This is a genomic window from Rhodococcus sp. BH5 (assembly GCF_027583855.1).
Lineage (GTDB): Bacteria > Actinomycetota > Actinomycetes > Mycobacteriales > Mycobacteriaceae > Rhodococcus_F > Rhodococcus_F qingshengii.
In genome coordinates this window covers 1-13517 of the sequence record NZ_JAJHVW010000035.1, presented here as the reverse complement: position 1 = coordinate 13517, position 13517 = coordinate 1, and the positions used below count along the sequence as shown (strand labels likewise).

At 52.3% G+C, this 13517-nt stretch carries 15 protein-coding genes; 5 read left to right on the top strand and 10 right to left on the bottom strand.

Annotated features, from left to right (window positions below):
• Positions 1–294 precede the first annotated feature (294 nt).
• Positions 295–1683, top strand: coding sequence for a lipase family protein (locus RhoBH5_RS31665; RefSeq protein ID WP_270009499.1), 1389 nt, complete (start codon positions 295–297; stop codon positions 1681–1683).
• 352 nt (positions 1684–2035) lie between these two features.
• Here the strand turns inward: RhoBH5_RS31665 and RhoBH5_RS31660 are convergent, their stop codons facing one another.
• From RhoBH5_RS31660 to RhoBH5_RS32855, 7 genes are all read right to left on the bottom strand, one after another.
• Positions 2036–3859 (bottom strand): hypothetical protein, encoded by a 1824-nt coding sequence (locus RhoBH5_RS31660; protein ID WP_270009498.1) that lies wholly within the window; start codon positions 3857–3859, stop codon positions 2036–2038.
• A 7-nt stretch (positions 3860–3866) separates the two neighbouring features.
• A complete protein-coding gene (locus RhoBH5_RS31655; RefSeq protein ID WP_270009497.1) occupies positions 3867–4109 on the bottom strand; it encodes a hypothetical protein in 243 nt (80 codons plus the stop codon).
• A 1336-nt stretch (positions 4110–5445) separates the two neighbouring features.
• Positions 5446–6132, bottom strand: a complete 687-nt coding sequence (locus RhoBH5_RS31650) for a hypothetical protein (protein ID WP_270009496.1) — start codon at positions 6130–6132, stop codon at positions 5446–5448.
• Between the two features lie 9 nt (positions 6133–6141).
• A complete protein-coding gene (locus RhoBH5_RS31645; protein ID WP_270009495.1) occupies positions 6142–6720 on the bottom strand; it encodes a hypothetical protein in 579 nt (192 codons plus the stop codon).
• A 67-nt stretch (positions 6721–6787) separates the two neighbouring features.
• A complete protein-coding gene (locus RhoBH5_RS31640) occupies positions 6788–7402 on the bottom strand; it encodes a signal peptidase I (protein ID WP_270009494.1) in 615 nt (204 codons plus the stop codon).
• A 58-nt stretch (positions 7403–7460) separates the two neighbouring features.
• A complete protein-coding gene (locus RhoBH5_RS31635) occupies positions 7461–8204 on the bottom strand; it encodes a SipW-dependent-type signal peptide-containing protein (RefSeq protein WP_270009493.1) in 744 nt (247 codons plus the stop codon).
• A gap of 135 nt (positions 8205–8339) precedes the next feature.
• The gene (locus RhoBH5_RS32855) at positions 8340–8495 is read right to left on the bottom strand and encodes a WhiB family transcriptional regulator (protein ID WP_442972502.1); all 156 of its coding nucleotides are present in this window, start codon (positions 8493–8495) and stop codon (positions 8340–8342) included.
• Positions 8496–9161: 666 nt separating this feature from the next.
• On the opposite strand from RhoBH5_RS32855, the gene RhoBH5_RS31630 reads away from it, so the two are divergent.
• The 3 genes from RhoBH5_RS31630 to RhoBH5_RS31625 all read left to right on the top strand — a co-directional run bounded on the left by RhoBH5_RS31630 (position 9162) and on the right by RhoBH5_RS31625 (position 10240).
• Positions 9162–9458: a DDE-type integrase/transposase/recombinase gene (locus tag RhoBH5_RS31630; RefSeq protein ID WP_270009492.1), complete on the top strand. Its 297-nt coding sequence runs from the start codon at positions 9162–9164 to the stop codon at positions 9456–9458.
• A gap of 6 nt (positions 9459–9464) precedes the next feature.
• Positions 9465–9683 carry an integrase core domain-containing protein gene (locus tag RhoBH5_RS32850; RefSeq protein ID WP_442972501.1) on the top strand — a complete coding sequence of 73 codons (219 nt, stop codon included), beginning with the start codon at positions 9465–9467 and terminating at the stop codon, positions 9681–9683.
• A gap of 113 nt (positions 9684–9796) precedes the next feature.
• Positions 9797–10240 carry a hypothetical protein gene (locus RhoBH5_RS31625; protein WP_270009491.1) on the top strand — a complete coding sequence of 148 codons (444 nt, stop codon included), beginning with the start codon at positions 9797–9799 and terminating at the stop codon, positions 10238–10240.
• Between the two features lie 610 nt (positions 10241–10850).
• Here RhoBH5_RS31625 and RhoBH5_RS31620 read toward each other — a convergent pair.
• The 3 genes from RhoBH5_RS31620 to RhoBH5_RS32840 form a co-directional block, all read right to left on the bottom strand.
• Positions 10851–11039, bottom strand: coding sequence for a hypothetical protein (locus RhoBH5_RS31620; RefSeq protein WP_270009490.1), 189 nt, complete (start codon positions 11037–11039; stop codon positions 10851–10853).
• Positions 11040–11230: 191 nt separating this feature from the next.
• Complete coding sequence (locus tag RhoBH5_RS32845) at positions 11231–11488, bottom strand: WhiB family transcriptional regulator (protein ID WP_442972499.1); 258 nt, start codon at positions 11486–11488, stop codon at positions 11231–11233.
• Positions 11489–12150: 662 nt separating this feature from the next.
• Positions 12151–12384: a WhiB family transcriptional regulator gene (locus tag RhoBH5_RS32840; protein WP_442972500.1), complete on the bottom strand. Its 234-nt coding sequence runs from the start codon at positions 12382–12384 to the stop codon at positions 12151–12153.
• 715 nt (positions 12385–13099) lie between these two features.
• Here RhoBH5_RS32840 and RhoBH5_RS31615 point away from each other — a divergent pair.
• Complete coding sequence (locus RhoBH5_RS31615; RefSeq protein ID WP_270009489.1) at positions 13100–13315, top strand: hypothetical protein; 216 nt, start codon at positions 13100–13102, stop codon at positions 13313–13315.
• Positions 13316–13517: the final 202 nt, after the last annotated feature.

Sequence of the window (13517 nt, the reverse complement as noted above, 5' to 3'; positions counted from 1 at the left end):
CGTCGTCGGCTTTGACCTTCTTGAGTTTCTTCTTCGCATCGGCGCGCAGATCGTTCGTCTCCCCTGACCTGTACCGGGACACGGCCGACGGTGAGCGGCCGATCTTCTTGGCCACCTCCCCGACCCCGCCGTATCAGCGAGCGTCGATAGCCGCAATTTCCAGGCACGTTCACTAATCAGACCAAGCCATTCGTAAATTGTCAGCTATCTTATTGTTTGGTAAGTGTTGTACAGGATCGAACTGTGTGCGTTTGAGGTTTTGCCGCGCACTCCCGATAAACTTACGGAGTCGACATGTTCTCGAAGTTCGTTGCCCGTGCGATCGTCGCTGCCATCGCCCTGACAGTGGCGACCGCGGTGGCACCGCTCGCACAAGCGCAACCCCTCCTGAATGACGAGTTCTACACGTACAACGGGCAGCTGCCGTTGGACTCGTACAGCCCTGGCGAGGTTCTCGATTCCCGCACAGTTCCCTACCACCTGGCAAACGTACCGATGCCCCTGCAAGCAATTCAGGTTCTCTACCGCTCCACCGACGCGATGGGAAGACCGTCTGCGAACCTGACCTCAATACTGCGACCAGCGAATGCGCAACCCGGCAAGGTCCTCTCATACCAATCCATTTACGACTCCCTCAATCCCGATGATGCACCATCGCGCGCCATCGCGGGGAACCTGCCCTTCGGTCAATGGACACCCAACGGCCGAAATATTGATCTCGGGGGCGTCCTAACATGGAGCGAAACTGCACTCTTCGCACCCATGCTCACCCTCGGCTACACCGTAGTGATCCCCGACACCGAAGGCCCCACAGCGGACTTCGCAGCAGGACCCGAGTACGGCATGATGACCCTCGATTCCTTACGCGCGGCGAAAAACACCCCCGCTGCCGGAGTTACCGCTGATGTACAGATCGCGTTGATGGGATACTCCGGCGGTGCGATCGCCACCAACTGGGCTGCGATCCTCGCCCCTGACTACGCCCCCGACATCAACGCCGATCTCATCGGCGCCGCGGAAGGCGGTGTTCTCGTCAACCCCTCGACAAACCTGAATTATGTTGGTGGAAGTCTCATCTGGAGTGGCGTTGGAGGCATGGCCGTCATCGGTATGGCCCGAGCCTATGACTTCGACCTCACCCCTTACCTCACAAGTCAGGGGCGTGAAATTGTGTCACACCTACAGGATGCGTCCATACCCAACGCTGCTGGCCAATACCCCGGTCTATCATGGCAATCGTTGGCCAAGGCTGAATACGCCAACCCCAACTCGATTCCCGAATTCCTCAACGCTGTAAACGCAACGAACATGGGCACTGCCCCGATCCCCACCATTCCGATGTTCATCGCCCAAGGCGCCAATGGAATCCTCGAAGGAACCCCACCGGGTGGCCCCGAAATCGGGCCTGGAGATGGGGTCATGGTCGCCGACGACGTCGCTGCCCTCGCCAACCGCTACTGCGATGCCGGCCTTGCCGTCCAATACGACCAATACGACACCCTTTCGCATGTCCCCAGTGCAGCCTTATGGTTACCCGGTGCCGTCGAATGGCTCGTCAATCGATTCAACGGCGCACCCGCACCGACCAACTGCGGAAGAATAGCGCCCGGAAACTCACTTGCTCCACAACAAATCGCGCCTACCGGCAACCCTGCGCCGCCGGTCGCAGAAACGGAACCATGAGCATTGAACCGTGCCGGGATTCTTTCCGCTCCTATGCTGGCGACAACTCCGGCTGGAGAGTCGATGGTTGAGCGTAATAGATCGCCTCGAACTCGTAGGGCGCGATGTAGCCGAGGGTGCTGTGCAACCGGCGAGTGTTGAACCAGTCGACCCATCCCCTGCCTCGTACTCGATCGGCGAAGGCCCGTACGGCAGCAATTCCGGTGCAAAAAACAGCGTCGACCGCAACTACTTGCCCGCCGCAGAAGCCATCGGAAATGTGACAATTCTTCCGCTGCACGTAAAACAACTTCAAACACGGGGCACTAGAATATCCATTAGAAATGCCGATTCAAAAAACAGCTCCAGCTCTCTACATTCCAATATTTCCCCTCTTCGCGCACCCGACCTCTAAGTTTGGAATCAAAATGTCTATTGAACATATATAACCCAGAACGCTGTCACTAACAACAATATCCGTTACAGGAACATCACCGTTGTTAACAACTAGATAAGTCCACCAAAGGGCGGATCCAGCCATGATTTGAGACCCCGACTCTACCTCTGTTCCCGCATTAATTATTTCTCCATAGTCTTCTACCCCTACGTCTGGAATTCCCATCCATGCACGTTTGGTCAATTCAAGCGATGGGGACTGCGTTACACATGATGCCGCAGGAACTGGCACAGTCCTCGAATACTGCGAAGCTTCCGGCTGTCCCCCAGGATGGGGCGCTCCAATAGTCTGAACGCGCACATATCCTGATGGGAGAATTTGATATGGAACCGTGACGTAACCCGCTTCGGACAACAGTCCGGATCCAAGATAAATCTCAGCAGTTCGATCCACCGTATAGTAGATGTCAACCTCCACGGGGAGCAGTGGCTGCGCTCCAGCAGAATTTGGAGTAAGTTCAACTTTCAATTCACAGTTCACAATGCTGGCCCGAATAGGGTGCCAAGTGCTAATTTTTCGATTCGCCTGGTTATCCCAATTTGTGAACATTACATCGGAGTTTACCGTTTCTTCTTTAATGGTGTCTACCTGAGTGTTGTTATCTACTTCAAATACATTACGTTGCACTGTTACCGAACCCATACGATACACGCGAATTCCGAAGTATTCGAAACCTCTAAAAGAATTATCAGTGATATACAAGTTACTTGCGACGATCGAATTCGAACCGAGCACGCCCCGCGCATAGATAGCGGAGCCTTGGATGTACGAATCGCTTCCACTATCAAATATGTTGTGACGTATATAATTAACGCCTTGCATCTGGGTTCCCCATGTTGGGATCACTAATGCATACTGTTCATCGCGCGCGGACGATACGAAATTTCCCACGAAATTGTTACTCGATATTTCGACATTAGCAATCGCGGTCGCATTTCGCAAACTGATTGGGATCGCATTCTTCGAGAATCCAACAAATGTATTATTTACTATAGTGAGACCATCAACTGCGCCCGACTGCACGCTCAACCCGTTACTAGGGCATCCTCGACCATCAGTACCGCTGCATGCCGAACTCTCAGCCCTATTATCGAACTGAACATTATCGATAATCAAATTTTGAACAGGACCACTCCCCATCCAACTGTCAATTATGACTGCCCCTTCGCCCGATCCGACGTAAAACCTACCTAAGGTATAGTTACGAAAAGTGACACCTCGCACACCACTATGGATAACAAGAAATCTTTCAAACCAATTGTTTTGGTATTGTACAGTTCTACCACCATCGATAGTTGCAAAAGAAGCTTGAGGAGATAAAATGATCCCACTCTCATTTGTGAAAATATTAGATACGTTAAAAAACGACACATGTGGTGAGTCAACGAAAAACCCTGATGCCCACCCATTTCCGTCACTTTTCGAGAGTACTGACAACCTATTATCAAAATTGATTGTCATCGGCGCTTTGATCCAGTAATAGGCACCTTGATCGTAACGCGATGCCGCATTAGGGCGCATCCAACTCGATATTGGTCCATCGCCTATAATCGATCCCTCGAAGCCTTCCTTTACTTGTATTGTTACCGTTCCAAGGCCTCCGAGAATATTCGCTTCCTCAATTGCTGCACGTAAAGTGCAGGCCCCTCCGGCCGTCATGCAGATCCCGTCACCAGGATCGAGGTCCGACCCCAAAAAGCTGTCCGAGTCAATTTCAAGTACTCGAGGATCGTGTGCCACCTGAGCATTATCCGCCGAAGGTGCAGCCGAAGGTGCAGCCGAAGGTGCAGCCGAAGGTGCAGCCGAAGGTGCAGCCGAAGGTGCAGCCGAAGGTGCAGCCGAAGGTGCAGCCGAAGGTGCAGCCGAAGGTGCAGCCGAAACAGTCTCCACCGTGACAGGACTCCAAAACAAAAGAACAACAACAAAACTGAATATGTAACTGTGCGACATGAAGGTTGACGAATGCGAGGAAGCAGAGCAGATCCTGCACCTAGCACCTCTGCGACTCGTCGGTATTTTGAGCCTCTTCATGTCAACCTCCACCCTCGCTTGAGACTGAACATTAGACACTTTCAGATTCCAGACCTACAAGTTCCCAATACCCAGATGGCGGGTTTTAGAATTTCGACACTTGAAAAAACATCTATTAAATATTAAATTTTGACGAAATGTCATGCATGGGCAGTGTCGCCGATAGCAGCTAAGTGGTCTTTGGCCTTTGAACTATCCTCCGCCGACGACCTTTCCAAAGAAAATTCAGATTTTCACCGGACGTGAGTTCTGGACCACCTGCCCTGTCGAGTCCATTGGGCTTCGTCTAATCGTGATGTCCGACGGCCCCGCCGGAGTCAGAGGAGAAGATTAGACGAACGCGATCCCTCGGTAAACTTTCCTTCCGGCTCAGCCCTCGGCGTCACATGGAGTCACCGAGCTGCTGCGCGCTACGGTTCGCCTCTCGCTGCGCGGGCGCAGCCGTTTGTGTGGACGAAAACTTACGAGCAGATCCTGGCGAAAGCCGACCGTAAAACAATTTCAAACTCAGGCAATAGAATATTGTAAATGGGTCTCGCGAATGGAGCTATTGCACACCATCGCTCATACCAGAGGGGCTGAATCAGGATCATCAATGACATTTTCAACCCACCCAAGGGGTGGGGCCCAGCGATATATGCCAGCTATAAATTCTCACGAAATTCTGAAGCCAAACGCGTCGATCCACCAGGCAGCGCGGATGAGAGGATCCCGGAGGCGGTAACCCACGGATCTGGCATCGATTTCTTCGCGAAGGAACTCGCCCTTCGCCGCCACCGATAGTCCAGTTCATCGACGACATGTGTACACAGAATTCAGGGTAGCGCCGACCTGCCGAGTAGTTAGCACACAAGAAAACCAGGTTGCCCCACGCAGGTCCCAAAACTGCAACCGCACCCCGATCTGCCAGGACGATCAACGATCCTACTTCACCAAGGAATTACGATCCACCACTGGAACTGCCGAAAGCTCCACGGCCAGCGGAAGATGATAGCTTGTCTGCGTCGGCAATCGTCCGCTGGCAATCCTCAACAGTGAAAGACACAGCCATGGACACCGCTGCGTAAAAATGGCAGATGCGATAATAGCGACGCAGCGGATTCAATTATGTTCACCGACAGGCTCATCGGGGTTGGTATCGGCACCTCAATCAGAGCGACCGGATCGAGCTACGACAACGCTCTGACGGAGACGAGCCATTCACCTTCAACAAAATGTGAAAAGTTGCAGCGTCTTCTCAGACATCAAACCCACTCCTGCGTTAGACGTACGCTCACACCATCCAAACGGTGCGCTTAGGCGCTCGGTCTTGATATCGTGTGCTTAATATAAATATCGAATTGTTCACGTCGAGGATCGGGATAAAGGGTAGCATCCCAAAACGCTTCAGAACGAACAGGAATTCCATCGGAGGAAACTCCAATGGCGGCCGCTGTGCTTTTATACTCTCCAAAATCAACTTTCCCTCCTTCGATAATAAGACACCATATATCCCAATTGTATTTCTTTGGAGCATATTCAGTTGAAATTCCTAATATAGACTCACGTTCTTGAATCGCAACAGAATCTCCTTTCAATGAAACGTTACAGTCGGCTTCGTTATCGACGCGATACAAAGAATAAGCTGAACTGCCCAAGATGGACGCACTCTCAGGCTGCGGAAAAACAAATTGGTAGTCGATTCCCAAGTTTCCACCCGTACTCATTTCTATCGAAAACGGAAATGCCAAAGCCGAATCCTTCGCTATCAATTCAACCGCTTGGCGGTAGCCTAGATTCACTGAAAGCAAGTCGGAATCATCGATAGCTGATCTAACGACATCATGGACCTGGAGCGCAAAATATATTGTGGCGGCATGCACATTCAAGACATTATTTTCTAACTTGTCTCGCCACAACGCAAACGATACTCCACTAGCATCAAATATAGAAAGCATAGTGAGAAAAATAACCAGAGAGAGACGAACCGGCAACTTGGTCATCTTCGAAACCTATCGCGTTTGCGTCAAAACGATCGAAAAGTCGCCGATATCTACCTGCGGAAATTCGACGCCCTTCGCACTTACATAGGATGGCGGTCCAACATATTCAAGATATATATCTAGTTCCCATTCCTGAACCCCTTCTGTCAGATTTTCAACTAGGGATGGTGTACCGAGAGGAACATTTGAGCTAACTTCTACTGATTCGTTAAATAGCGTGTAGTTGCCTATAATTTCAGCAGGATGTGGCGTTCCCGACCACAAAAGTTCCATTTTCGCTTCTAGATTATTCCCGACAACATCAACTCCGAACTTTTGAGTTATATTGATTTTGTCCCCGGCTGATATAACGAAATCGTTGAGACTCTGTTTTGTATCCCCAGACTGACGTAAAGTTGGATATGAGTCTATGTACACTTCGCCCCACGCAAAATCTCCCATCAACAGAACGAGTCTGCCGGCGAGTATCTCACCATCTCGTGAAGTATCAGAATCATTCCAAATTGAATACGTGTAGCCCGCAGATATAAAAAAGAGGGCGATTACCGTGCAGTAGATAACCACTCGGAAAATTTTCGACAATCGCATCGAAACCCCCTCCTAATATCATCACTATGATATATGCAAGTTCAGTAGAAAACACTGTGGATCGTCGTTAATTATCTTCGACTGACTTTCTCCGACTACCGAAACTGCTGAAAATTACCGACCCGAGGCCAAACGCAATTCCCACAACCCCGAGCCATAAAGAAATTGAATTTGCATTGGCGCCTACCCACTGAGTTATGTACCCCATAAAAGGAACTCGATACAAATATTTTCCGCGCACCTGTTTTATCGAAATGGCCGCGTCCTCAATTCGATTTGCATCACCTTTTGTGATATAGTTAATTCTTCCATCTTCAGATATATTAACTTGCACTATACGGTGAGTTACAAGAGTGGCATCATTTGGATACGGCTGGAATGTAACGACACTGCCAAGAGACAACATATCTGAATCATCCGGTCCGATACCGCGCACGACAATTATATCTCCAGCCCGAATAGTGGGTTCCATTGATCCACTAACTACGCGCAAGGCAGCTCCTCCGGTTACCCGAGGCACGAATACTAAAAATATACCAGCAATCACAAATAATGAAATTACAAAGATGTTGAGCACGGCCAATACTTTACGAACCGGAAAGGTTGCAAATTTCGCTATTAGTTTCATTACTTCAAGAGAATTCCTATCGGCAATTGATTTGCACTGGCGATGTGGGTCCAAGAAAAATTCTTTGGCGATTTATAATAATGCACGAGACGACGTCGCCTGAGAGGGTGCCTTAAGGAGTGGGAGTTACGAAATTTCCCACGCCCGGAGTTCTTACCTGCGTAATAGAGAGCGTTACATCGCCAATGTCAGTTACTGCGTTCTGTGCAGTCGTACCAGTTGTTTCACTGTTGAAGTAGGCAAATATTACGAGTCGAAAATTCGATTGCTCTTGTTCTGGTAGTGAAATTATCGGAACATTTGCGTCCGGTACTCCGCCACTAGTTCCGGAGCTCCCTTGTACGTATGCTATGGTCTGATTTCCATCTATTAGATCAATCGAATCTGTCTGCAACCAACCGTCTCCGGCGAACATTCGGTAGGACACACTTATTCCATTCTGCTCATTTTGGGCAAAATTCGGAATCGCTACGTCAAGTCTTCCAATAAGATTATCGCCACTTACTCGCACCGAATACTCATGCAGTATTGCGATAGTATCGCCAGGAATAATGTGAAATTGTGTTGGATCAGGAATTAGGTGCCCGGATCTATCAATTTCTTCTATGGTGGCGATATCCGAACGATCAGGACTTACGTCGTACCAGGATGTTTCTCCCACGCTGCGAACGCTGAGCTCGCCAGAAACTATATTTCCGCCCTCGCTCGTATCTTCATCGTTCCACAACGCAAAAGTTGTTCCACCCAGTATCAGAAGTACACCAAATATCGCAATCAAGAATCCGATGAATTTTCTCTTTCGCGAGCGATTTTCGTGCGGATCTTTAGTGTCGCCATCTGCAATCAAGTCACCCATTCCGAGGCTCCTAGCCCATTAGTTTGGATATATCTGATGGTGAAATTTTCTTGAATTTACAAGCTTGACAGTTGCCTATTTTTCAATCACAAAGTTGTGCATAATTAACCCTGCTCTTCGGCCCTTACTCGTGACTTATTTTCCTTCCCATATTCCAGATTGTTGACGTTCTTTGATCGCATATCGTAGACACTCGCGCTCCATTTGACACCATTTACCGATCGCCATGGCGCAATCTACAACTATTTTCCTACCTCTGCCCTCTGGCGTCTCCAGGATGAAATTTGTCATCGCGCATGCGTGCGCAAATTCCCAAGAGTCTCCAATCGTTGGCAATTGCATCTGCACTAAGTCTTCATCGATCAAGTTTCCAAAAACTTGTACTTTCAACTTCAGGCCTGGCAATTAATCGATCTCGGTTATAGATTTTGCTTCAGCGAACTAGATGTAAACTTTAACGCGAAAGCGAATCAGGCACCCAAACTTTGAGGATGTCTAATTGTAAGGTAAGAATATTTCAAATACTCTGGCGGAAACGGGTCACCTGGAGATCAAATTGCATTGAAAAAAATAGCTCGCCTCGGTCCGAGAGGCTTCGAACATAGCGAATTGTCCGTCTTCAAGAAATTTCTCGTAGAATATTCCGCCTGCTGCCCGGTTCGCGAAATAATGCAACACCTCGGAATTCTTAGATCTGTAGCGATAGAAGAAAACCGAGTCAGCTCTCCCAATTTCCCGAAGTAGATTTAATTCGATTAGAAATTGCGAACGCCCTAGATAGTGACGTGGCAAATTTCTATTCAATTGGTGACACTCTGGGCGTGGTCTACATGGCGGCAGAAAAAGAGAGTAAGAACGAGTTGACCCGCCAACATCAACGGCGCGATCGCCACCGTCCTAGAAGAAGGCACAAACCTCCCCCGATCAACGGCAAAAGACCATTCACACAGGACGATTATGCTCGGGTGCTGGAATGAGATCACCTTCGTAGCATTCGTGATCGACTGCTTCTCCCGGGCAATAGTCGGCTGGCATGCCTCGACAGTGAAGGACACGGCCATGGTCACCACGGCATTGAAGATGGCATTGTGGCAACGCGATCACGGTGGACATCGGGTAGGTGATGGGTTGATCCACCACAGCGACGCCGGCAGTCCATACACATCAATTTCCTTCGCGGAAACGCTTGCGTTGGAAGGGACTGCAGCTTCAATTGGAAGCGTCGGCGACGCCTACGACAACGCCCTCGCGTAGTCGACAATCGGACTGTTCAAGACAGAAGCAGTTTCCAAGAGCAGTCCATTTCTGCAAGGGGCGATCAAGACGATCGACGACATCGAATTCGCGACGATGGAATGGGTGGATTGGTTCAATACCCGCCGCCTGCACAGCACCTTGGACTACGTCACTCCCGACGAGTTCGAGGCCATCTATTACTCTCAACTATCGATTCTCCCGCCGGAGATGCCGCCAGCATAGGAGCGGCAAGAAACCCGGCACGGTTCAAACATCTACTCAGAGAGCATGGATCAATCCCGCACGGATCCTTCTCAAAGACGCAGGCACGCAATCGTTTATCTACGATACGAGCGATGCACAGCGTCGATTGGCCACAACGCATGGTCACAACCTGTTACTTCGATCGACGGACTCCCGGACGGCCGGCGGCACGTAGCTCCGCCGAACGGGGATCGCCGAAGGTCTTCAAAGAGCTGTTCGGCACCTTCGACGAACCTCACATCGAAGTCTGGGATATACCAACCGGATCGGTGTTCCGCATCAGCGGAAACGGAAACCACCGGCTCACCGCGTTCGCAGTGCTGGACGCGCCGTGCGTTCTCGCTGAGATCACCTGGATCGAAGGGCCGTTCGTCACACAGCCGTTCACAACAACAGAGAACGACCTGATCATGTACCTGTACCGACGGCTACTTCACACCTTCGATGTCGCATCTTTCCCCGCCCATACCTACGGCAGTGCCGACGACATCAGCACCTCGTGGCCCATTCTCATCCGCGCCCCCGGACCGCGGTGACCTCCCTTGCTGCGGTCGAACTGCTCATCGGATCCCCTACACGGAGATGGTTGGTGAGCTACCGCGCCGCCGGTTCACGAACCTCGAGACTCTGATGGACGCGGCTCGATCTCTCGAAGATTACTTGTCCCAGTTCATCAACCAGCAAGGCCGAAACGAACAGCGACGCAGCTCGAAGTGCACGAAGAGGCATCAACGGACGCCCCTCTGCTGTCAATCATGGACAGTCCTGTCGAGAACCTCGAGGAGCCATCGACAAAATCACGCCGCCGTTTCTGGTCCCGCCGGTGATGCGAAACCACAGGACCGTCGCCCGGCCGAACCCATGACCTGACCAGCAAGACCAGTGTTCGTACCCACACTGATCAGTCGCGGGCGCACACGACCAGCCACAACGCTCGATAGCCAATCCGAAGAAACCGCTCGGCGCATCCACACTTCAGCGATGAAGAAAGCGCTGAATCAGATTCCGCAACAGCGGCTTTCAATGCTGTTGTGGACGTGTCCGGAATTCTCGACAGTACCTACTGCCGGCGACACGTTCCGGAAAACGAGTCCGTAGCCGACCTCGTGGATGCTATTCGCGCGCAGACAGAACTCGTGCACCTGTTCAGTGCTCGACGTGCCCGACAACGCGCAGACGGAGAGCTTCCTCCGCTGCCGAGCCAGGGGAACCAAAGGCGCAGCACCGCAAAGCGATCAGTCCGTCTTGCTGTGGGTCGAAGTCGGCGGCGGTCAGCGAAGCCAGCCTCGACGGGCACTGGTCGAGGATCTCCACCGCTGGATAACTCGGGGTCACTCTCGACCCGCCCTGCGCTGACGACGGGGCCGGGCGATCTTCGACCAGGCTCAGGTTTTCGCGGTGCTGTGTCTCTACCTGTGGAAGTGGAGGTATTCGGATAGTTGAAGGCTTCCTTCCCGGGCAGTGCGCCGATGTCGTCGCCTGCGTTCTGTGGCTCGCTTTCCCTTGACGCTTGGTGCAGCCAAACATTAAGCCTGTTGCCGCATGTGTTCGGCAGTGAGAATACCTTCGTCGAGGGGGCGACCCATGTCGATGCCGCCCCATATTCCGGTGCGCTGTCCCGTTCCGAACGCGAAATTGAGGCATTGCACGCGTACAGGGCACCACAGACAGATAGCGACCGCCTTTTCCCGCTGCCTGTGATGGGCCTTGGCGTTTGCTCGGCAGGTGGGGTGGAAGATGTCTTTGTTCTTCATCTTGGCGCAGGTTCCGAGGACGGGCCACACAACCTCGTCGTGGTCGACAACGGGTTCAGAGACGCTACATACCGAGTTTCGGCATGTAGTAGTATTGGTATTTATGATCGATCACAGGCCTTTCTGTGGCTATCTGCTCTGGTGGCGTTGGCGCACCGTCAGCTCTTTTTCATTTCAGTTGGTGCACTGAAGATGCCGCGTAAGCGGATCGCGTTAACCGAAGTAACTACTTTCAGGAATCGTTGTTTCCCTTCATATTTGAAGACGCCTAAGTCCCAAGATTTCTCGCATACATCCCATCTAGAAGTTTCTGAAGGAACGCTACCGTTCGGATGCCGGACAGCCAGAGTCGAAAGTCCCACCTTTCGACTCTGCTGGATGCATTGAGCGGCAACGGATCTGGTCACCAACGCCAGGGGTACGACTTGTTCGCAACTCGCCGCCCGGCGTACGTCACATTTCGGCGTACGTCACATTTCCGAGCTCAGTTTCTGACTTGAGCTCGAAGCGGATCGAGGTTCGATCGGGCGCGGCGATGTGCCTGGCAGCGTCGATTTGAGGTGTGGGTGCGGCGAGAGCGGGTACCTCGGCGAGGGTCGTGACAGCTGCGCAGAGGGTGGCACGACAGTGATGTGTCGAATAGTGTTACTGCGCAGGGGTCTGTTTTCCGCTTTTGGGTGTCGGGATTGTTGTTATGTCTGTCGGCTCGTGCGTGCTGCGAACCGGATTGCTTCGTCGCGGGGGAGGCTCATGTCGATTCCTCCCCAGATCCCGGTGCACTGTTTCGTTGCGAGAGCGAATTGGAGACATGGAATAAGTACGGGGCACCACAAACAGATGGCGACCGCTCGCTGTCGCTGCTGCTGGTCTCGGACAGTGCGGACGTGACCGCGAACAACGCCCTGGAAGAGGTCCTTGTTCTGCATTTTCGCGCAGGTCCCGAGGCTTGGCCGGGTGATTCCGTCTCGGTCGCCGCCTAATTCGAGGACGTACCGTGTGAGGGGTACGACGGGGTTCACGATCGATCACAGCCCTTTTCTGAGGTCTCTCCTGCTCTGGCGGTGTTTGCAGCACCGTCCGAGCTCGTTATTTTCGGGGTTCTTTCGAAAACGCTCTCGGCTGGAATCCCAGTATCCAGCGTAGCGGTGCGAACCAGTGCCAGCGAACGTGTCCAGCACTGGACGTCTCCAAAAACATTCGTAGGCAACACATGTGGAGAAGCACCTGCCCCGAACGTTACCGCTCGGGGCGAACCTGGACAGAGTCGAAGGTCCCATGATCTGGGTGTGGGTCTATTTGCAGTATTCCGCTGTGCTCCCGTTAGTCCAGAAGATCCATCCGTTTACTTCGCGAATCGCCTGCCAAGTAGGTGCCGTCGCGTGCGTCGATTGCGGAGTAGTTGTCGCCGTTCTTGAGAAAGATTTTCGACTGGAAAAGTCGCAAAATTTTTCCCGAGGCTGCGGCGAGCTGCTTGCTGTCGAGCTCATGAAGTCTCCGACACGGAAACCGCCGGAGGTATTGCCGCCCATGACCAGGACATCGCCATCTACCTCGCCGATGCTACCCGCAACCTCCGCGCCGCAGCCGCGATCCTGCGGGGGAACCTCCACCGCGGCACACCCAACCCTGCCCTGACCTCCCATGCCCACCGGCGACAGCAAGGACCCCGACGTGACACTCTCACTGGCCACCGCACCCGACTTCGACGACATCACCACCATCGGCGTCCCTGCCACCGAACTCGAGCACAACATCGCCGCAGTCCTCACCCAGGCAATACCGCCGCGGCGTCACGCACACAATCGCCGTGTCGGACGGGTCGTTCATCGACCAACCAGACACCCTCACCCCCGGTGAAGCCAAGCGCCTGTACCGACTCGAACGCAAAGCTGCCCGGCAACGCGGCAATACGCCTCGTGGGCCCCCGTACAGACGACCGAATCTGAAAAACCGTTGGAAGAGGAAACATCCACTTTTGAACCGGAACCCACACCTGACTCCAATTGTCGACCTACAACGAGTTTCGACTCCAAACCTGAAACGTCTACGGAATCTTATG